This is a genomic window from Oceanobacter sp. ABM4_470, from assembly GCF_056158645.1.
Map to the genome: position 1 here is coordinate 1,544,732 of NZ_JBSWTR010000001.1, position 20,777 is coordinate 1,565,508.

The following is a 20,777-nucleotide window of genomic DNA, read 5'->3' on the forward strand; positions in this document are numbered from 1 at the left end:
TTGAACGACGAAAACGGTAACGCACCGTCCCACTATATTGGCATAGGTGCATCTGCCGGCGGATTGGAGGCGTTGCAGGAGTTCTTCAAGCACGTCCCGTCTGACACCGGCGCGGCTTACATCATTGCCCAGCATCTGTCCCCTGACTTCAAAAGTATGATGCCCGAGCTGTTGGCCAAACACACTGATATGCCAATCCATCAGGTGTCCGACGGCATCACCGTCGAAGCGAACAGCATTTACCTGATGCCGCCGCGTACCAATATGCTGATGGCCGAAGGCTGCTTGCTGTTGTCCGAACAGATGAAAGACGCCAATGTCCACCACCCGATCGACATTTTCTTACGGTCGTTAGCCAAAGATCAGCATCACAACGCCATTGCTATTGTGCTGTCGGGCACCGGTAGTGACGGCACCAAAGGCATTCAGGCCATGAAAGAGTCTGATGGCATGGTGATCATCCAGGAACCTGGCTCAGCCAAATTCGATGGTATGCCCACCAGTGCCTATCGCACAGGCCTGGCTGATCTGGTTCTGACCCCACAGGAAATGGGTCCGAACCTGGTCAACTACATCAACATGGCACGCAGCACCGATCAGGGTAAATCCATCCGCTTCCATCTGAATGAAGCGGAAGAAACCATGACGGAAATTTTCCGACTGTTGAAAGATCAGTCCTCGATCAACTTCAGCCAATACAAGGCATCTACCGTTGCCCGCCGTATTGAGCGCCGTCTGACCATCAATCAGCTGTCGTCACTGGATGCCTACCTGCGATTCCTGCTGGAGTCGCCAAAGGAAATCCAGATCCTTAACAAGGAACTGCTGATTGGCGTCACCCGCTTCTTCCGCGACAAAGACGCCTACGACCTGATTGAACGGGACGTAGTACCCAAAATTGTCGAACGGGCGGTGAAAGACAAAGACAACGTCCGCTTGTGGATTGCCGGCTGCTCCACTGGCGAAGAAGCCTATTCACTGGCTATGCTGGTCGACGAACATATTCGCAACAAGGGGTACACCTGCGATGTAAAAGTGTTTGCCACCGACGTCGACGAACAAGCCATCATCGAAGCCAGTGCCGGTCGCTACCACCAGGACATCGTTCAGGACATCCCGGAAGAGCGCCTGCACTATTATTTTGAACCCAAAGGCGACACCTGGGTGGTTAGCTCACGCTTGCGCCAGATGGTGATCTTTGCGGCTCACAATATGATTGAGGACCCCCCGTTCTCAAACATCGATCTGATCTCGTGCCGCAATGTGCTGATCTATTTCCAGCATGCAGCACAGAAAAAGGTTCTGGCGTCGCTGTATTTCTCGCTTAAGAAAGACGGCTATCTGTTCCTGGGCTCATCGGAGTCACTGGGCGAGCTCAGCACGCACTTTGATACTCTGAACGAACGCGCCAAGATTTTCGCCAAGGTCAGCAACAAGCGCGTACCTATTGGCAGTGCGCCGCCGCGTCGCGCCGACGGTATTGCATACACTCAGGCTAATCAGGCCATGGCTCCGGTATCGACCATTTTCCGGCCCAATCGCAGCAACGGAAAAAATCAGATGTCAGCCATTCTTGAGCGTATTCTTGAACAATATGCGCCGAACTGCGTGGTCCTGAACGACCTGTTTGAAGCCATCCACGTTTATGGGGATGTATCTCCATACCTCAAAGGCATTCGTCCGGGCCGAGTGAGCCATAACATCAAGGAAATGGTGAACGACGAGCTGAGCATTGCTATCTCGACCGCGCTGTATCGCTGCGAGAAAGACGGCGAAGACGTGTTCTACAAAGACGTTGTGATGGGTGCTGACACCGAACACCAGCACAGCATTGATATTTCCGTGCTCAACGTGCGTGATCCGGAACACAGCAACAGCCCTACGTTCTACGTGTTGCAGTTCTTGCCCCAAAGTGCCGACATTGCCGCCAACACCAGTCAGGTGAAGGTATCCTTTGACGCTACCGAGCAGAGCCGTCAGCGTATTCGTGACCTTGAGCAGGAGCTGGTCAAGAAGCAGGAGCACCTGCAAGTCACCATTGAAGAGCTGGAAACCACCAACGAAGAACTGCAATCGGCCAACGAAGAACTGATGTCGGCCAACGAGGAGCTGCAAAGCACCAACGAAGAATTGCAGTCTGTGAACGAAGAGCTGTACACGGTTAACAGTGAATATCAGGAAAAGATTTCCGAACTGACCGAGGTAAACAGCGACCTTGACAGCGTCATGAACGCCACGGACATCGGCATTGCCTTCCTCGATGAGCACCTGACCATCCGCAAGTTCACGCCACCGACGGCTCGCTACATTCACCTGCGCGGGACCGATATTGGTCGTCCTTTCCACCACATTTCCCATGAGCTGGATTACCCGGACTTCCTCAACGACATTGCCAAGGTCAGCAAGGGTGAAGGCACTATTGTCAAAAGCACCAGTGCTCACAATGGCCACGCCGTACTGGTACGCATCCTGCCGTACTACAAAGGCCACCCTCAGATTGTTTCCGGGGTATTGGTAACCATCACCAACATTTCCCGTCAGCAGTTCATCGAATCAGAATTGCGACGCACTCAGGAAACTCTACGCAAGGCCATGGGTGACCGCATGACCGCCGCTGGTAAAGAACCGGCATCGCCGATTCGGGTGAAGGTGTTATTGGTGGATGACGATCTGGTCGACCGCAAATTGGTACGTCGCTTACTGACTGAAACGGACAACCGCGATTTCATGATCGAAGACTTTGAAACGGCCGAGGATGCACTGCTAGCGGCCAAGCGCGAAGACTTTGACGTCTTCCTGCTTGACTACCGACTGGCAGACACTACCGCCGCCGAATTTGCCGCACAGCTGCGTGAACAGGGCATTCGCACACCGATCATTGTGCTGTCCGGTTTGTCTGATGTGTGGCAGGACTTCGATTTTGGCGTCAGCGGAATTTACGATTTCCTCAGTAAGGATCAGTTGTCCGCCCCACTGCTGGTGCGCAGTATCGACTACGTAATTGAGCGCCATCGTATGACCGAAGTGATCGAGGGACTGAGCTAGGGACCCTCTGAATAACTCTGCACTGCTCTCGGCTCTGGCTTCCTGCTTCGCCCTACCTCCTGCATCCATGCAGTCGTGCGCGAGTCCTGCAGGTTGTCAGAACAAGGCGGCGAATGCAGCGGAATGACCAGTCCTTCCCAAATTCGCCAACACCGTTCTGGCGGTCTGTAGGCCGCGCCCTACGGGGATGACAGGGCATTGCTGACTCTGTGTCGCTGACTTTTGACTTGACCCGTCAGGCCTGCAAATCAGCTTCGTGACTCAGCTGCGCCCTGTCATCCAGAGCGGGCACCGAGTTATTCAAAGGGTCCCTTTCCTAATCACCACCCCGGTGACTTCATCTCCACCAGCCGACTGATCAGTCGGCTGGTGTCTTCTTCAAACGCCGGATTCTCCAGCAACTCCAGAATCGGCACCTCCGAACTGATAAACAGCCGACGTCGATATTCATAAGCCACATCCACCAGCCAGATAAACCGACGCAGTGTGTTCGGGTTTTCCAGCTGTTTATGAAAGATACCCGTCAGTACCAACGTATCGAAAACTTCCACCAACTGCAGGTAATCAAGGTGACTTCTGGGGCCTGCACAGGTTTCTTCAAAATCGAGCCAAACCAGCCCTTCCTTGTAACTGATTTCTTCCGTCTCGTTTGCGCCAGACTCAACCGATTGATATGCATCCGCTCTTGGGCGACACAAGCGAACGGGCATGGTGCGATTACGAAGCGGTATTTCCTTGGCAGTGGACGCATCTGGCAACGAACAGTCCAGTGTATTGGCGATGGCTTGATCGGCCTTCAGGGATACCGGCGCCAAATGAAATTCCGGCCAATCCTCTACTGCACGTCCCAAATTACGGTAACGGTAATCGCGTTCTCCGTTCAGCGTCATTACTTCAAAATGCTGGTGAATCATGGCGATGCAATTCAGTGCCCGATGGTGCACATCCGGGTCTGGCAGCAAGTCATCAGGGGGGTAGTTTGACGTCAGAACCACAAACACCTGGCGCTCCAGCAAGACTTTCAGGAATCGCTCGAACAGAATCACATCGGCAACGTCGTGCAGGTGAAATTCATCCAGGCAAAACACCTCACAGCTGTCTGCCAGGTCATTCGCCATCATGGCCAGATAGTCAGTTTTGCCGATGTTGGCATTCATGCCCTCATGCAAATCACGCAGAAAATTATGGTAGTGAACACGGCGGGCCTGCGGACCTGATGTGGCTACCAAGGCATCCATTAGCATGGTTTTACCGCGTCCTGGCCGCCCCCACACATAGGCGCTTTTCATAGGTTTCGACAGCAGACGACCGATGCCGCCAGCGCGCTGGCTGGACGCCCGTTTCATCAACATGGACAAGCTGTCGCAGACCTGCTGCTGGGCAGAATCGGGCTGGATATTGTGGCGGTGGAAATAATCGGTAATCGGCATGAGAAACGGCAAGTGACATCAACAAAAGTCCCGCTTTCAGCTTGCTCCTAAACAAGGCTTTGTCAAAAGGCCCTGCAATAGCAAGGCGAGCAACGAAAACGGCAAGCGAAAAACAATACGCGAGCGATTGTAAAACACCGGAAAAGCGCTGGCAGCCAATCCAGCGCTAAAAAGAGCATCCCGCCTACAAATCGAATACCACGAAAGCGTTTAAGGCCTAGGGACCCTCTGAATAACCCGGTGCCCGTTCTGGATGGCATGGCGACGCTGAATCAGCGACACCGAGTCAGCAATGCCCTGTCATCCCCTTAGGGCGCGGCCTGCAGGCCGCCAGAACGGTGTTGGCGAACTTGGAAAGACTCGGCCGGACAGGTCAGCCATTCCGCTGCATTCGCCTCCTTGTTCTGACAGCCTGCAGGACACGCGCACGACTGCATGGATGCAGGAGGTAGGGCGAAGCAGGAGCCAGAGCCGAGAGCTGTGCAGAGTTATTCAGAGGGTCCCTAGCCCTGCTCAACCACATCGAACCAACGCCCGACAACGGTTTGGGCAAATGCTGTTTGAGCACGCTGGTGCTGATTGAAATCACCATCGAGCTGCTGAATCAGACGAGTAACGACGGATTGCGGCTGGTTCGGGTTGCCAATCAGCTCGCGCCGATTCCAGGCATCGACAATGGCAGGCGTCACTTCAAAATGGCACTGAAAGCCCCAAACCCGCTCACCAATCCGAAACGCCTGATTCTGCACCCGACTGCCGGTCATCAAGCTGACTGCTGCTGGCGGCAGATCGAAGGTATCCGAGTGCATTTCAAACAGCATCTGCTGCTGTTCCAGTCCTGCTAACAGCGGATCATTCGCTGCGGCCTCAGTCAATTCAAGCGCCGTAAAGCCGTATTCCAGAAAACCCTGCGGTCTTACAGCGCCACCGTAGGCATAAGCTATCGACTGGCATCCAAGACACGAACCCAGCACCGGCTTCTGTGCCTGATCAAACGCACGTATGCACTCGGCCAATGTGTCGAAATAGGGTTTCAGCATTGGGTCATGGACACTGTGCTCACCGCCAAAGACGATCATGGCGTCGAAGTCGCTTACTGTCGGTAATCCATGATGATGGCGTCGGTAAAACCAATGCAGTTCACCGCCACGAGACTCAACAACCTCTCCATAACGACCACATTCAACAGGACCGTCCATACCACCGGCCATAATGGCTGCAATTTTCACAAGCCAGCTCCTTATATAAAAAGGCCTTCCAAGGGGGGCAGATTCAGAATGAATCAGGAAGGCCGTAAACCGGATCGGGCCTCAGCCCTTCAGAAATTTGTCCAAACCCGGGCTGCGATAGCCAGATTTGGTCCAGGGTAATCGGAAAATAGGATTCATCCACTTCGTTGGAATCGAGCTTTTTGTACTTGCCATAAATGGGCCCGTTGCCCACATCCATCTTGTCCGGGTTGAATTGGATGTCGTGCTGGAAGAAATGCATCGCCATGGCACGGCGAGGCACATCCGCACGATTTACCCGCGAGCCGTGCCAGGTCCAGCCATCATGGAAAGCACAGCCACCTTTCGGAACGACCACTGGCACCAATTCCAATTCCAGGCCGTTGGCCTCAGCCCATTCTCGCGCCTCTTTCAGGTCATCTTCCGGGCCGTGGAACTGCATGATGGGTTTGGCTTCGCCCCACTCGTGAGAACCTTTGATGTACACCAGAGTGCCACCTTCAGCGGTGGTGTCGTCGAGCGCCAGCCAGCAACTGACCAGCTCTGGCTTGTCGATCCAGAGGCTGTACATGCTGTCCTGATGAAAACCAATCGAACGACCGGCAGCTGGCTTCCAAAGCAGGTTATCGATCATAAGCCGACTGCCCTCCCAGCCCCCCAGTTGCGCACACAAACGTCCGATGTTTTCGGACAAACCAGTGCGAGCAACGGTTAAATCCGATTTCCAGGCATTACAAATCTGCTTGGTATACGGCGGGTTGCCTTCCGGCAAGTTGACTTCGTCTGGCTTGATACCGGTTTCATATTCACCGTTTACAAACAGTGGTTCAAAGCGCTCACGAATGGCATCGGCCACATCAGCCTCGACCAGCTTTTCGACGATCAAAAAGCCGTCGCGGCGAAATTGTTCGACCTGTTGTTGACTGAGTTCAATCATGGAATCTCCTCGCTCGTCCTCTTCCTTTATTTGATAGGCACGACGAGCCGTACTCTGAATTGGGTTAAATACGTCCTGGTTTTGAAGCTGATACGTCGGTGACGTGGTTGTCGTCGGTAAAAGCCGTATCAGCAAAAGGTCAGATAGCGCTCGATTTCCCACTCGGAAACCGCCCGGTGGTATTCATGCCATTCGTTGCGCTTGAGTTTGATAAAGCTATTGACGAGATCAGGCCCTAACGCGTCTTTTAATACGCTGTCGGCATCCAGCTCATCGAGGGCGTCCTTGAGGTTTTCTGGCAGGCGTTCGACGCCCATGTCAGCGATGGCCTGCAATGACAAATCGTAGAAGTTGAGGGACTGGGGCTCTGGCGCTGCCAGTTCACGGTCTACCCCATCCAGTCCGGCAGCAATAATTGCCGCGGTGGCGAGGTACGGGTTCATGGCGCTGTCGCCAATACGGACTTCCAAACGTCCGTAAGGTATGCGGACCATGGCCGAGCGGTTGTTATCGCCGTAGGCAATAAACACCGGCGCCCAGCTAGGACGTTCTGCAGTGCCTACCATCAAACGCTTGTAGGAATTAACCGACGGACACAGCAAGGCACACAGTGCCTTGGCGTGCTGCATAACACCGGCGATAAAGTGATAGGCCAATTTTGACAGCCCCATACCGGATGGGTCTGAGTCATCCTGAAACAGGTTAATACCACTGCCATCAACCATAGAGCAGTGAACGTGCATGCCATTGCCGGTGGTGTTGGCATTCAGCTTTGGCAGGAAACTCGCGATGGCACCAATATCGTTGGCAATTTCTCGAGCCGCCATCTTGAAGAACAGCATATTGTCAGCCGACTGCATGGCTTCGTCGTATTTGAAGTTCATTTCAAATTGACCGTTAGCGTCTTCGTGGTCGATCTGATACACCTCCAGTCCGACCTTTTTCAACGACTGGTGCATGCCTTCCAGAAAAGCCGTATTGCGAGTAATACCACGATAATCGTAGGTCGGCTGTTTCATATCGTCGGTGCTATCGAACGGCACGACCGCACCGTTTTCATCACGACGCAGCAAATACAGCTCGGGTTCGAGCCCCGTCATCAGACGCCAGCCACGACGCTGCAAACGTTCGGTTTGGGCCGCCAGCACATTGCGGGTATCCATACCGAACGCTTCACCCGCAACCGTGCCAGTGCCACGAATGCAGGCGTAACCTGGTAACCAAGGCAACAGGCGCAACGTCTTCAGGTCGGCTATTAGCATGTATTCAGGGTCTTGCGGTGACATATCAAAGCCATGTACCGCACCGCCCGCAAACCCGGCGCCCTCTTCCGTCAGGCCTTTCAAGCACTCGACAGGCACCGATTTACTTTTGATACCGCCGTGCATGTCCACAAACTGCACCAGCAGATAAGACACCTTGTGTGCAGCCAGAAAGTTTTGTGCCGCTTCAAGGGCGTTGTTGTCCGGGCAAACCCAGATACCGGATACTTCAGACATGATTCCATCCTCTCTTGTCGGGATGGATTCAGTGTCGGGGAAAGTGAGGGAAAAGCCTTTGACCGCAGAAACCACATAGTTGGCATCTGGTGCCAAAAGGTGTTTAAAACGCCAAAGGCTGTTCAAGAGATGATAAAAGCTACTGCAGTTGACGCCATTGTGACGGATTAAGCTTCTTCCAACGCACAAAGGCACGGGTAAAAGCGCTGATTTCGGAATAGCCCAACCGGAATGCCACTTCTGAAATACTGAGCTGATCGTATTGCAGGTAATACTCCGCCAGGGCCTCACGCACTTCCTCAACCAGCGACGAAAAGGAATAACCTTCCAAGGCCAGCTGGCGCTGTAATGAGCGTCGAGACAACAGTACCCTACCCGCCACTTCATCGATTGTGGCACCACCGTCCGCCAGCAGCTCAATTACTTCACTTTTGACTCGCTGACTCAACGACAAGGTTTGCGGCTGTTTTGCGGCCAGTTCGAGCATCGAGCCGAGAGCAATGTTGTGCAGCATACCGTTGGCATTAGGCATCGGCTGTTCAAGGCACTGACGCTTAAAAACGATCACGTTGCGCTGTTCGCTAAAGCGGATATCGCACTGAAACGCATCCCGGTGCGGTGAATTTTGCACCAATGCCGGATGCTGAAAATGCACTTCCAGCGGGTTCCAGTGTTTCCCCATGCCCCGTTTCAGCACATTGGCGAACATGCCGACCGTCAGCTCAGCATCCTGACGTCGATCCATGATTTCGCCGTCCAGCAGCTTGTATTCAAGAAAACAAAGATCATCCTGCTGATCGAATTTCAGCAAGCTATTGCGCTGGAAGACATGAAAATTCTGCACCATGCCAGCAATGGCATCCTTAAGGGTGGGTGCACTGATGGCGTGATAACCATACAAACCCAGCCCTTCCGGTTGAAACTGATTACCAAACCACAAGCCAAAATGCTCGTTGCCCGTCGCCCGCGCCGCTTCGTGCATGGAGTTGCAGTAATGTTTAAGGGAAATATGCCGATTGGGCTGGTTGTACAAACCGCTATCCAGACCTGCACGACACAACACGCTGGCGCTGTTGGCTCCTTGTGAGTCGATAAACTCTTCCAGACCCACCGTAACCGAAGCCAGCACACCAGAACCGACCAATGAAGCGTAACCAGAACCTGCACGACAGGCTTTCCCGGCCAGGCCAAGGGACTTGGTGGATTTTTGAATATTGGAAGAAGAGAACGACATGACTTCACCAAAGGGAATCTTTATTCACCTATGGTGAAGCAATATTCAAACCAGCGACTGGGTTTGAACAGGAGGTTTGAGCGTATCAGGATTCAAAATCAAGCAGTTCAACATCAAAGATCAGCGTGCTGCCCGGCTGAATCTTGCCCGCACGCTGTTTGCCGTACGCAAGTTGCGCCGGAATGTAGAGTCGATTCTTCTGGCCTTTGGTCATCAGCTGTACGCCCTCTGTCCAGCCCGGAATCACCTGATTCAAACGAAAGCTGATTGGCTCGTTGCGCTCAACCGAGCTGTCGAACACGGTGCCATCAATCAAGGTGCCGTGGTAATGCACGGTGACTTTGGTTTTTGCACCCGGGTACTCGCCCTCTCCACCCGAGCCTTCGTTCAAGACTTCGTATTGCAAACCCGATTCGGTGGTCACCACACCATCCCGCTGGCCGTTTTCTGCCAGAAAGGCATTGCCGGCTTCCATGTTTTCTTCTGCGCCCTTGCTGCCAACGCCCGCTTTTCTCAGCGCGTAGCCAAACAGTACGGCGATGATGGCGACTGCAATAATTTCAACCATAGGGGTTCCGTTCAGTATTTGGAGAGTTCTTTGTCGTCACGGGTGAGTTTATCACCGACGTTTTCAATCATTTTGAGAGATTTCAGCGACCGGGACAAAAACTCCCGCTCGTACAATACGCCAACGACCACAGCGGTTCCGGCCATAAAGAACCAGGTGTTCACAAACCACATCAGCAATGCCAATGAAAAGTAGAAGGTTCGCAGACCGTTGTTGTAACTGTGGCTGGCCTGATCGATCACTTTGGCGCCGTAGATCGCATAACTGCGGCGGTCGCTGGCCGTGGCATCCTTATCGTCCGGCATCGGGGCCGCCCCCAGAATCACCGAAGCAAAGCCAAACTGACGCATTGACCAGGTGAAGGTAAAAAAGGCGTAGATGAAGACACAAATCATCACTACGATTTTTAACTCCATCGCCAGAATGGAGTCGATGGTGGCAAATGACACCTTGGCCAGCAGGTCTCGCACTTCGTGTACCGCCGTCAGGGCCGTCAGTAAACCCGCCAGTACCAGCACACAGGAGGATGCAAAGAAATTGGCGTTACGCTCGACGTTGGCCATCAAGGTGGCGTCAGCAACCCGAATCTCACGGGTGAGCACCCGTCGCATCCAGTTAATTCGATGCACATGCATCACTGATGACAGCGACGCCGTTTTACGTGCCATATATTTGGCAAAGGTGCTGTAGGCAATCCAACAAAACAAGAACCAGCCAAGGCTGGCCCAGTTAAGCAGACCAATGACTTCTTCGTTGGTGGTTTCCAAGGTCCGTATCTCGCAATCAGACGGTTCAATTTACAATCATTGAAGCAAAGAAGACGCCAGCCCACCAGTACCCGGAGGTGCCAATTCCCACCCTCGGGCCTGTCGCTTCTTTGGGGAGCTAGGCCAGCGTAAAGGGGACATCTATTTAATCCTGCACGGCTCTCGGCTCGGGCTTCCTGCTTCGCCCTACCTCCTGCATCCATGCAGTCGTGCGCGAGTGTTGCCGTTGTTCAGTGCAAGGCGACAAATGCAGTGGAATGACGCGTCCTTTCCAAATTCGTCAACATAGCAATGGACAGCGGCAACCCGCGCCCTGCGGGGGCTGCCGGATGATCTCGACTCTGTGTCGCCGACTTTTGACTTGACCCGTCAGGCCTACAAGTCGGCTTCGTGATTCGACACCATCCGGCAGCCCAGAGCCTGCACCGGATTAAATAGATGTCCCCTAAAGTATCAGCTATCGTCCGAACGAACATTGACACGCTTCATCAACTCTTCCGCGGTTTCCTTGCGCTCAGAATAGCGGTCGACCAGGAAATCACTTCTGTCACGGGTCAGATAGGTGAACTTGACCAGTTCTTCCATCACATCGACGATACGGTCGTAGTAACCAGACGGCTTCATGCGGTCGTTGTCGTCGAACTCCGCCCAAGCCTTGGCCACAGACGATTGATTCGGAATGGTGACCATGCGCATCCAGCGCCCTAATACGCGCAGCTGGTTCACCACGTTGAACGACTGCGAGCCACCGCACACCTGCATCACCGCCAACGTTTTGCCCTGAGTGGGTCGCACCGCACCAAGGCTCAGTGGAATCCAGTCGATCTGGGCTTTCATAACGCCCGTCATGGCGCCGTGTCGCTCCGGTGAGCACCACACCATGCCTTCTGACCACTGCACCAGATCCCGCAGCTCCTGCACTTTGGGGTGCTCAGCATCGGTATCGTCTGGCAGCGGTAAGCCGGACGGATTAAAGGTTCTGGTTTCACACCCCATGGCTTCCAGCAAACGCGCACATTCTTCGGTTACCAGACGGCTGAATGAACGTTGACGCAATGATCCATACAACAGCAGGATGCGTGGTTTATGAGTCGACGCCGGGTTCTGGAACAACACCTCCGGCGTGGGTACATGAAACAGGTTGTCTTCAATGTTTGGCATTTCGTGTTCAGACATACTCTACATTCCTTATCCGTTGAACCAATGACGGGTACGGTTGGCAAAGGCCACCAATGACAGCATCACAGGCACTTCCACCAGTACACCGACTACGGTTGCCAACGCTGCACCGGACTGCAGGCCAAACAACGCAATGGCCACAGCAACGGCCAGTTCAAAAAAGTTACTGGTGCCAATCATACAGGCGGGCGCGGCCACATCGTGGCTCAGCTTCAGGCGCTTGGCGGCCCAATACGCGATGGCAAAAATGCCGTAGGTTTGCAGCATCAGCGGAATGGCGATCAACAGAATATCGAACGGTTTTTCTACAATGACAGGCGCTTGCAAGCCAAACAGAATCACTACGGTGGCGATCAGGCCAATGATGGAAAATGGTTTAATGGTCTTAATCAGGCTATCGAGCTTGCTGGTATCCTGGCCTTTCACCAACGCTTTGCGCGTGAAATAACCGGCGACCAGTGGCAACACCACGTACAGGACGGTCGAGAGCAACAGGGTTTCCCACGGCACAGTGACGTCGGATATTCCCAGCAGCAAGGCCGCGATCGGCGCGAAGGCAAACACCATGATGATGTCATTGATGGAAACCTGCACCAGAGTGTAGTTAGGGTCGCCTTTGGTCAGCTGACTCCATACAAACACCATGGCGGTACAAGGAGCAACGCCCAGCAAAATCATACCGGCGATGTATTCTGACGCTGTCTCGGGATCGACCCAGCCAGCAAAAAACACTTTGAAGAACAGCCAACCCAAAGCGGCCATGGTGAAGGGCTTGATCAACCAGTTGATCACCAGTGTCAGCAACAAACCCTTGGGCTTTTTACCCACATCCTTGATGGAGGCAAAGTCGACCTGCACCATCATGGGATAAATCATCAGCCAGATAAGAACCGCCACCATCAGATTGACACTGGCAACTTCCAGCGCGGCAATGGCCTCAAACAGTCCCGGTAACATCAGCCCGAGGCCGATGCCCGCGAGAATACCGGCACCAACCCAAACGGTAAGAAAGCGCTCAAAAATACCCATTCGTCAGCCCTCAGTAGACGTCAGCCAGAGATTGCAGCTGCGCGCGAACCTCGTCAGCGGTCAGCGACGTGTCCAACGTTTTAACGTTTTCCAGGCGCTTGGTCAGAGTCTGGATCAGTTCCGCAAACGCCGCATCCTGGGCTTCGCCCTCTGGCATTTTTGAAGGATCTTTCAAGCCCCAGTGCACTTTCTTGCCCTCACCAATCCACAGAGGACAGGCTTCATTAGCGGCACTGTCACAGACGGTGACAACATAGTCTGGCGCAAAGGCTTCAAACTCGTCCCAGGACTGACTTTGCAGGTTGGCAGTATCGATACCGTGCTGTTGCAATGCGGCAATGGAGCCCGGATAGACAACACCCGCAGGCTGACTACCCGCACTGCGCACCTCAAAGCCATCGCCCAGCACATGGCGGGCAACGGCTTCAGCGCAAATACTGCGACAACGATTATGGGTGCATACAAACAGGAATTTCATCGGCTTGTTCCTATAAGAAAGAGATGGAAATAGCGAATAGTCTGAATTAAAAGTTAGCACTTTGACGGGGCTGACAGCAGCCGGGTGCCTTGGCTTTCGGGGCACAATCGCCCAGTCGCGCTACCGCTAACTGAATGTAGCTGCCATAGGCCGACGCCAGACTGGAAAGCACCGCATTGGCCGCAGCATCCAGCGACGGACTCACCCGGTAGTACACCCATTGGCCACGCTTTTCACCGGTAAGCAATTCGGCCGTTCGCAATTGTGCCAAGTGACGGGACACTTTGGGTTGGCTAAGGTCCAGCGCTTCGGTCAGCTCACAAACGCACAACTCGCCATAGCGTTGCACTAGCAAGACGGTTGCCAGGCGGGTTTCGTCGGCAAGCAGCTTGAGTAATTCCACAGGTTGCATCGGTGGCTCCGGAGCAGTTTTATATACGGACAACCATATATTCGTTTTTCCATATATACAAGTCCCGACCCAGCACGCCGAAATCGGGTACAATCCGCGTTTTTGCCACGACTGATTGAACGCCATGCCTGCCCCGACTTCTTCTGCTTCTCCTACCCGCATTGCTGTAATTGGTGCAGGCCCCGCCGGCTTGATGGCCGCCGAACAAATCGCAAACGCCGGGCTGGCGGTGGAAGTGTTCGACGCCATGCCTTCCGTGGCCCGCAAGTTTCTGCTGGCTGGTATTGGTGGCATGAACATCACTCACTCCGAAGACTACCAGCAGTTTGTTACCCGCTATGGTGCGGAGCAAGAGCAGCTGAAACCCCTGCTTGATCGTTTTACCCCTGACCAATTGCGCCGTTGGATTCATCAGCTTGGCATCGAAACCTTTGTCGGCACCTCTGGCCGGGTTTTTCCCACCGACATGAAAGCGGCTCCCCTGTTGCGCGCCTGGCTGACCCGCTTAAAGCAACATGGGGTGGTTTTTCACCAGCGCCACCGTTGGACCGGCTGGGCTGACCGGAGTGAGTCACAACCTGATGCGCAACCACCCGCAAATTGCAGCGATTTGACGTGGCAATTTGAGACCCGCGACGGCAGCCTGGAGCGCCAGTTTGATGCTGTGGTGCTGGCACTTGGTGGCGCCAGCTGGAAACGACTGGGTTCAGACGGTGCCTGGCAGCCCTGGCTGGATGCCAGCGGCATCAACAGCAAGCCTCTGGTCTCGGCCAACTGTGGTTTCGAGGTTAACTGGAGTGACTACCTGAAGAAGAACTTTGCCGGCGCACCACTGAAACAAGTGGCGTTAAGCGTTCGTTCTCCTGACGGAAAAACCGTCAAACGCACCGGCGAATTCATCATTAGCGAATATGGTATTGAAGGCAGCCTGGTGTACGCGCTAAGCCGTCCGATACGCGAACAGCTGATGGCGGGCAATGACCCGCACCTGTGTCTCGACTGGCTACCAAATTTGTCGATGGACGAACTGCAAAAGAAACTGAGTCAACCACGGGGCAAGCTGTCGTTCAGCAACTGGCTGCGCAAAAAGCTCAAGTTACCAGCCATTGCCAACACCCTGTTGCGCGACTGTGTTGAACAGTTCGACCCCAACAACCAGCAGCAACTGGCCCAAGCACTCAAGGCCATGCCCATACAGCCAACCGCAACCCGCCCGGTAGACGAAGCCATTTCTTCGGCCGGCGGTTTGTGCTGGGATGAACTGAACGAACAACTGATGCTCAAGCGACTGCCAGGTGTATTTGTCGCTGGGGAAATGATCGACTGGGAAGCACCCACCGGGGGCTATTTGCTAACGGCCTGCTTCGCCACTGGCAAGGCCGCTGGATTGGGTGTGGTTGAGCAAAGCAAAGCGACTTTGGGTTGATATAGCTTATTTAGCAGACACAAAAAAGCCGTCCATTTGGACGGCTTTTTCGGCAAACTGACAACTGACTGAATCAGACCGTCGCGCCGCAATACAGGCAGCGAACGTGGCGCATAGCGAGCACTCTGGAGCAATCCTGACACGTCTTTGTTTGCTCCAGCTTGCCATCCAATTTGCCATCACGAAGATCAATTTCACGAATTTTGGCTTCCAGCATCGATTGGTCAAAGCCGATCTCCGCCAACAGCTCACACATCGCCTTTGACACCAGAGACAGATGGTCAATCTGGTCCCTCATTGCCCTGATATCGATCTCGTTATTAACGGCCTTTCCCTTTGCCTCGCCGCTCAGCCTTTCAGATTCACTGATACGGAAGTTCTGGAAAATATCAAAAACGTCCATTAGCGGCAGTTCCTTCTTTGAAAAAATCAGTGGTCGTGGCCACAGCCTTCGTGGTGATCACAGTCATCAAAATCAATGGCCATGAACAGCTGGCTGTTCGGGTAGTCTGCCGGATAGGCCATGAAGTACGCGGTGTTCTCTTCCACTGGCCACCAGCAAGAAGCGCTGCGTGGCACATCGGCGTATTCGATACGCTCGATGCAGTAGTGCAGGTTCAGGCCTTCCGTTTCCGGGAACGCCTTGAAGAAATCGGCCGGAAAACCGTCAACAGCGGTGTCGACCTTGTTTTCTTCAGCCAGAGATTTCAGTTTACCTTCCCATTCTTTGTCCTGAATACACTCGACAAAGAAATCAGCGATAAAACGAGTGTGGTGCTTTTTGGTGATACGGGCGTTAGCCATTATGTATTCCTGTAATTTTCAAAGATTGGGATTACCACGGCAGTTGCTGGCCATTGGAGTGCCAGAAACCACCGGTGTTTTCCAATGTCAGCTCATCGATTCGAGTCATCAAGCCACTGGCTGCCTGCTGCGGTGAAATATCACCCGCGAAGTTAACCATACGGGTTTGCACAAACCCCGGATGCAACTGCGCCACCGCAATACCACGAGGCTTAAGGTCTACTGCCAGGCTTTTACCGATGGCGTTGAGAGCAGCCTTGGAAGCACGGTAGCCATAGTAACTGCCAGAGCCGTTATCTTCCATCGATCCCATACGACTGGTGATGTTAGCGACTTTGCCGCCTTCCGCCATCAAAGGCAGCAGCGCATGAGTCACACACAAGGGCGCCAGGGCATTGACTTCAAACTGCTCACGAATCTGGTCGAAATCCATATCGTCGAGGGTTTCGTTTTTGAAGATACCGGCGTTGTTGATCAGGATGTCCAGTGGCGCATCCAGCAACTGGGCAGCAATCGCTTGCAAGGCAGCAACAGACTCTTCGCTGGTCAAATCAATGCCTGAAATGGTGGCATCTGCCAGCTCGTCCAGCTCATCAGAAGATTCCCGACAAGCCGCAAACACCTGATAACCCCGTTCGCTGTAGGCCCGGGCCAGCTCCAAACCGATGCCACGATTAGCACCCGTAATCAGTACGGTAGGCATAATATGCTCCATTGCAAATTCGCTGGCCATACTAGCGGAGTCAATGACTCCCCTGCAACGCCAGGGCCCATCCACATGAGGTCCATAAACGAATAAACCGCCCGAGGGCGGTTTATTGCGAGATAAACAAGCTGATCTGAAATCAGGCTGGTGCCAGCTCCGAAGCCAGCATACTCAGGCGCTTGTGTTGCATTTGCAGCTTGTACTCAATTTCTTTGAATCGGGTACGGATGGCCGCTGCCTCCCACTTGTCGGCCAGGCTTTGTTTGGTCGCAACATAGCGCTCAGCCTGCAAGTGTTTCCAATCGTTGAGCATGGCCTTGTAGTGCTCATACTCTTGTTCCAGCACGTCACTCCAGCGCTGGTGCTCTTCTTCCTGCAATTGACGAGCGGCCAGATTTTCCTTGGCCCGCTTGAATTGCATCTGGACTTTGGCACGCTGAATTTTGAAGTCTGTCACGGTGCGCAGATTCGACGCCAAACCTACCCATGAACACGCCTTGATAAACCACTTGGTCGGGTCCCAGTGATACCAGCGAATACCGTTACGGTAGTCAGTCTGAAAAATATGGTGGTAGTTATGGTAACCCTCACCATGAGTCAAAATGGAAAAGAACCAGTTATCTCGGGCAGTATTTTCGTCCGTGTACGGCTGGGAGCCCCATTTGTGCGCAATGGAGTTAATAAAGAAGGTCACATGATGGGTACTCACCATGCGCAGCAAACCGGCTAACAGCAGCATGCCCCACACATCACCGAAGATCAGGCCCAGCACCACTGGCAAACCAATGTTCATGGCAGCAACAATCCAGATGTAATACTTGGCTTGCCACATCACCACCGGATCTCTCATCAGGTTCTTGACGTTCTTGTGATCCGTTTTGCCCGATGGATACTGACGCAGCATCCAGCCAATATGGGAAAACCACAAACCGCGTTTGGCTGAGTACGGGTCCTTGTCGACATCATCCACATGCTTGTGATGCACGCGGTGGCCGGAAGACCACTCCAGAATGGTGTTTTGCAGCGCCGATGCGCCCCACAAGGCGTACCAGACACGCAACAGCCAATGGGCTTCGTAGGCGCTGTGGGCCCACAAACGGTGGTAACCGCCAGTAATGGCCATGCCAGTCAACCAGGTGATCACAAGATAGGCGACCCAGGCGGACGTCTCGTAGCCATAGGTAAAGCCATACCAGGGCACCAGCGTCAAAACGCCCAGCGTACTGGCAGAAAACATAATGGCCGGCACCCAGTGAATGGGCGGCTTTTCAGATTTTGCGGCACTCTCGCCAGCGTCAGGGTTTGTGTGCTCTTTCATAAATCGTCACTGTTTTTGTTTATTATCGGATGATGGCCGTTTTACCAGCATTGCTTATAAAACGATAGCAGAACCAATGATCAGCCGAGCCATCAAGCGCTAACAATACGTGGGACAGTCAGACACTTCCATGATTTTTAGCGGGCACAAAAAAGCCGCGCAATGCGCGGCTCTTTCACTTCATGTTGAAGAATTCAGGGATTAACCGCCGAAGTCATCCAGCATGATGTTTTCCGGTTCAACACCCAGGCTCAGCAGCATGTTGATTACGGATTGGTTCATGATTGGAGGCCCACACATGTAGTACTCACAATCTTCCGGCGCTTCGTGATCACGCAGGTACTGTTCGTACAGTACGTTGTGAATGAAGCCGGTCAAACCGTCCCAGTTATCTTCTGGCTGAGGGTCCGACATGGCAACGTGCCATTCGAAGTTCTCGTTTTCAGCCGCCAGTTTATCGTACTCATCCTGGTAGAACAGTTCACGCAGGGAACGTGCGCCGTACCAGAAACTGATCTTACGGGTGGAGTTCAAACGCTTCAGCTGGTCGAAGATGTGAGAACGCATAGGCGCCATACCCGCACCACCACCAATGAATACCATTTCGGCATCGGTGTCGCGTGCGAAGAACTCACCAAACGGACCATATACAGTCACTTTGTCGCCCGGCTTCAGATTGAAGACATAGGAAGACATGATGCCTGGCGGAATGTCCTTGGCACCTGGAGGCGGAGTCGCGATACGGATGTTGAACTTAACAACACCCTTCTCTTCCGGGTAGTTGGCCATGGAATACGCACGAATGGTGGTTTCCTTGTTAATGGCCTTCAGATCGAAGAAGCCAAAGCGCTCCCAGTCACCGCGGTACTCTTCCTCAATATCGAAATCAGAGTAGTTGATTTCGTATGGAGGACACTCCAGCTGAACGTAACCACCAGCACGGAAGTCTACGTTTTCGCCTTCTGGCAGAGCCAGAGTCAGCTCTTTAATGAAGGTTGCCATGTTCGGGTTGGAAACAACGGTGGTCTCCCACTTCTTCACACCAAACACTTCTTCTGGCACTTCTACTACCATGTCCTGCTTAACAGGAGTCTGGCAGGACAAACGCCAGCCTTCACGGGCTTCACCCTTGGTGAAGTGAGAAGCTTCTGTTGGCAGCATTTCACCACCACCATCAGTTACCTTGCACTTACACTGGGCACAGGTACCACCACCACCGCAAGCGGAGGACAGGAAGATACCGTTGGCTGCCATGGTTTGCAGCAGCTTGCCGCCAGCTTCGGTTTCAACGGTACGCTCACCGTTGATCAGGATTTTTACGTTACCAGAGCTAACCAGCTTGGCACGGGCGCCCAGAATGATGAATACCAGTGACAGTACGATCACGGTAAACATCACAACGCCGAGAATAATTTCTACGTTCATAATCCGCTCTCCTTACAGTGATACGCCAGAGAAGGACATGAAGCCCAGAGACATCAAACCAACGGTCATAAAGGTAATACCCAGACCTTGCAGACCCGCTGGAACATCGCTGTACTTCAGCTTTTCACGAATACCGGCCAGAGCTGCAATCGCCAGGGCCCAGCCCAGACCAGCGCCCACACCGAATACCGCACTTTCACCGAAATTGTAGTCACGCTCTACCATGAACAGGGAAGCACCCATGATGGCGCAGTTCACAGTAATCAGAGGCAGGAATACACCCAACGCGTTGTACAGAGCCGGTACGTATTTATCCAGAACCATTTCCAGAATCTGAACCATCGCCGCAATAACGCCGATGTAGGTCAGCAGACCCAGGAAGCTCAGGTCAACGGTAGCGTAGTCCGGGCTGATCCAGGTCAGCGCGCCTTCTTTCAGCAGGCCGGTGTAGATCAGGTTGTTTACCGGAGTGGTAATACCCAGTACTACGATTACCGCAACACCCAGACCAATAGCAGTCTCGATCTTCTTGGAAATCGCCAGGAAGGTACACATCCCCAGGAAGAATGCGAGGGCCATGTTTTCAACGAACACGGCCTTAATGAACAGACTGATATAGTGTTCCATCAGTGGCCTCCAGAGTGTTCAGTGTTTGGCAGAATCTTGAAGTCTGGTGCTTCAACCTGTTCTTTTTTCCAGGTACGCAGCAGCCAGATGAAACCACCAATAATGAAGAATGCAGACGGCGGCAGCAGCAGCAGACCGTTAGCCTGATACCAGCCACCATCGGTAACCAGAGGCAGGATCTCGATACCGAACAGCTTGCCTGCACCGAACAGCTCACGGAAGAAAGCAACAAAGATCAGCAACACAGAGTAGCCCAGACCGTTACCAATACCGTCGAAGAAGCTCAGTACCGGACCGTTCTTCATCGCAAACGCTTCCGCACGGCCCATTACGATACAGTTGGTAATAATCAGACCAACGAATACCGACAGCTGCTTGGAAATGTCATAGGCATAGGCTTTCAGGATCTGGTCAACCACGATCACCAACGAGGCAATAATGATCATCTGTACGATGATTCGAATATTGTTCGGGATGTGGTTACGGATCAGCGCAACACCAAAGTTGGAAAACGCAGTTACCGAGGTCAGTGCCAGACACATAACCAGGGTTACGTTCATGCTGGTTGTTACCGCCAGAGCAGAACAAATACCCAGAATCTGTACAGCAATCGGGTTTTTGCTGAAAAGCGGTTCAGTTAAAACTTGCTTGATAGATGACATGA

General features: G+C 53.3%; 20 protein-coding genes. 2 read left to right on the forward strand and 18 right to left on the reverse strand.

The genetic code is table 11. The features are described 5' to 3' along the window. The gene (locus tag ACXADJ_RS06840) at nucleotides 1-3,045 is read left to right on the forward strand and encodes a chemotaxis protein CheB (RefSeq protein WP_475064246.1); all 3,045 of its coding nucleotides are present in this window, start codon (nucleotides 1-3) and stop codon (nucleotides 3,043-3,045) included. A 320-nt stretch (nucleotides 3,046-3,365) separates the two neighbouring features. Here the strand turns inward: ACXADJ_RS06840 and zapE are convergent, their stop codons facing one another. From zapE to ACXADJ_RS06895, 11 genes are all read right to left on the reverse strand, one after another. Continuing rightward, complete coding sequence (zapE, locus tag ACXADJ_RS06845) at nucleotides 3,366-4,475, reverse strand: cell division protein ZapE (RefSeq protein ID WP_475064247.1); 1,110 nt, start codon at nucleotides 4,473-4,475, stop codon at nucleotides 3,366-3,368. A gap of 503 nt (nucleotides 4,476-4,978) precedes the next feature. Continuing rightward, the gene (locus ACXADJ_RS06850) at nucleotides 4,979-5,704 is read right to left on the reverse strand and encodes a type 1 glutamine amidotransferase (RefSeq protein WP_475064248.1); all 726 of its coding nucleotides are present in this window, start codon (nucleotides 5,702-5,704) and stop codon (nucleotides 4,979-4,981) included. Nucleotides 5,705-5,747: 43 nt separating this feature from the next. Beyond that, on the reverse strand, nucleotides 5,748-6,641 hold the full coding sequence (locus ACXADJ_RS06855) for a phytanoyl-CoA dioxygenase family protein (RefSeq protein WP_475064249.1): 894 nt from the start codon (nucleotides 6,639-6,641) through the stop codon (nucleotides 5,748-5,750). A 128-nt stretch (nucleotides 6,642-6,769) separates the two neighbouring features. Then, nucleotides 6,770-8,140 (reverse strand): type III glutamate--ammonia ligase, encoded by a 1,371-nt coding sequence (gene glnT, locus ACXADJ_RS06860; protein WP_475064250.1) that lies wholly within the window; start codon nucleotides 8,138-8,140, stop codon nucleotides 6,770-6,772. A 139-nt stretch (nucleotides 8,141-8,279) separates the two neighbouring features. Continuing rightward, entirely contained in the window at nucleotides 8,280-9,374 is a 1,095-nt protein-coding gene (gene qhpR, locus ACXADJ_RS06865; RefSeq protein ID WP_475064251.1) for an AraC-like transcriptional regulator QhpR, read from the reverse strand. An 85-nt stretch (nucleotides 9,375-9,459) separates the two neighbouring features. Next, the gene (locus ACXADJ_RS06870; RefSeq protein ID WP_475064252.1) at nucleotides 9,460-9,942 is read right to left on the reverse strand and encodes an FKBP-type peptidyl-prolyl cis-trans isomerase; all 483 of its coding nucleotides are present in this window, start codon (nucleotides 9,940-9,942) and stop codon (nucleotides 9,460-9,462) included. An 11-nt stretch (nucleotides 9,943-9,953) separates the two neighbouring features. Beyond that, nucleotides 9,954-10,709, reverse strand: coding sequence for a DUF599 domain-containing protein (locus tag ACXADJ_RS06875; RefSeq protein WP_475064253.1), 756 nt, complete (start codon nucleotides 10,707-10,709; stop codon nucleotides 9,954-9,956). A 453-nt stretch (nucleotides 10,710-11,162) separates the two neighbouring features. After that, nucleotides 11,163-11,885, reverse strand: a complete 723-nt coding sequence (gene arsH / locus ACXADJ_RS06880) for an arsenical resistance protein ArsH (RefSeq protein ID WP_475064254.1) — start codon at nucleotides 11,883-11,885, stop codon at nucleotides 11,163-11,165. 12 nt (nucleotides 11,886-11,897) lie between these two features. Next, on the reverse strand, nucleotides 11,898-12,917 hold the full coding sequence (arsB, locus tag ACXADJ_RS06885) for an ACR3 family arsenite efflux transporter (protein ID WP_475064255.1): 1,020 nt from the start codon (nucleotides 12,915-12,917) through the stop codon (nucleotides 11,898-11,900). Between the two features lie 10 nt (nucleotides 12,918-12,927). After that, nucleotides 12,928-13,395 carry an arsenate reductase ArsC gene (locus ACXADJ_RS06890; protein WP_475064256.1) on the reverse strand — a complete coding sequence of 156 codons (468 nt, stop codon included), beginning with the start codon at nucleotides 13,393-13,395 and terminating at the stop codon, nucleotides 12,928-12,930. Nucleotides 13,396-13,441: 46 nt separating this feature from the next. Then, the gene (locus ACXADJ_RS06895; RefSeq protein WP_475064257.1) at nucleotides 13,442-13,807 is read right to left on the reverse strand and encodes a metalloregulator ArsR/SmtB family transcription factor; all 366 of its coding nucleotides are present in this window, start codon (nucleotides 13,805-13,807) and stop codon (nucleotides 13,442-13,444) included. Nucleotides 13,808-13,931: 124 nt separating this feature from the next. On the opposite strand from ACXADJ_RS06895, the gene ACXADJ_RS06900 reads away from it, so the two are divergent. After that, nucleotides 13,932-15,233: a BaiN/RdsA family NAD(P)/FAD-dependent oxidoreductase gene (locus ACXADJ_RS06900; protein ID WP_475064258.1), complete on the forward strand. Its 1,302-nt coding sequence runs from the start codon at nucleotides 13,932-13,934 to the stop codon at nucleotides 15,231-15,233. 73 nt (nucleotides 15,234-15,306) lie between these two features. Here ACXADJ_RS06900 and ACXADJ_RS06905 read toward each other — a convergent pair whose 3' ends face one another. The 7 genes from ACXADJ_RS06905 to ACXADJ_RS06935 all read right to left on the reverse strand — a co-directional run bounded on the left by ACXADJ_RS06905 (nucleotide 15,307) and on the right by ACXADJ_RS06935 (nucleotide 20,775). Further along, entirely contained in the window at nucleotides 15,307-15,636 is a 330-nt protein-coding gene (locus ACXADJ_RS06905; RefSeq protein WP_028292894.1) for a hypothetical protein, read from the reverse strand. Nucleotides 15,637-15,662: 26 nt separating this feature from the next. Beyond that, nucleotides 15,663-16,037: a hypothetical protein gene (locus ACXADJ_RS06910; protein WP_475064259.1), complete on the reverse strand. Its 375-nt coding sequence runs from the start codon at nucleotides 16,035-16,037 to the stop codon at nucleotides 15,663-15,665. A gap of 31 nt (nucleotides 16,038-16,068) precedes the next feature. Next, nucleotides 16,069-16,740 (reverse strand): SDR family oxidoreductase, encoded by a 672-nt coding sequence (locus tag ACXADJ_RS06915; protein ID WP_475064260.1) that lies wholly within the window; start codon nucleotides 16,738-16,740, stop codon nucleotides 16,069-16,071. 142 nt (nucleotides 16,741-16,882) lie between these two features. Then, a complete protein-coding gene (locus ACXADJ_RS06920; RefSeq protein WP_475064261.1) occupies nucleotides 16,883-18,061 on the reverse strand; it encodes an acyl-CoA desaturase in 1,179 nt (392 codons plus the stop codon). A 201-nt stretch (nucleotides 18,062-18,262) separates the two neighbouring features. Next, on the reverse strand, nucleotides 18,263-19,486 hold the full coding sequence (nqrF, locus tag ACXADJ_RS06925; RefSeq protein ID WP_028292898.1) for an NADH:ubiquinone reductase (Na(+)-transporting) subunit F: 1,224 nt from the start codon (nucleotides 19,484-19,486) through the stop codon (nucleotides 18,263-18,265). Between the two features lie 12 nt (nucleotides 19,487-19,498). After that, on the reverse strand, nucleotides 19,499-20,116 hold the full coding sequence (nqrE, locus tag ACXADJ_RS06930; protein WP_245582623.1) for an NADH:ubiquinone reductase (Na(+)-transporting) subunit E: 618 nt from the start codon (nucleotides 20,114-20,116) through the stop codon (nucleotides 19,499-19,501). Then, nucleotides 20,113-20,775, reverse strand: a complete 663-nt coding sequence (locus ACXADJ_RS06935; protein ID WP_028292900.1) for an NADH:ubiquinone reductase (Na(+)-transporting) subunit D — start codon at nucleotides 20,773-20,775, stop codon at nucleotides 20,113-20,115. The genes nqrE and ACXADJ_RS06935 overlap by 4 nt, the downstream gene beginning before the upstream one ends. Nucleotides 20,776-20,777: the final 2 nt, after the last annotated feature.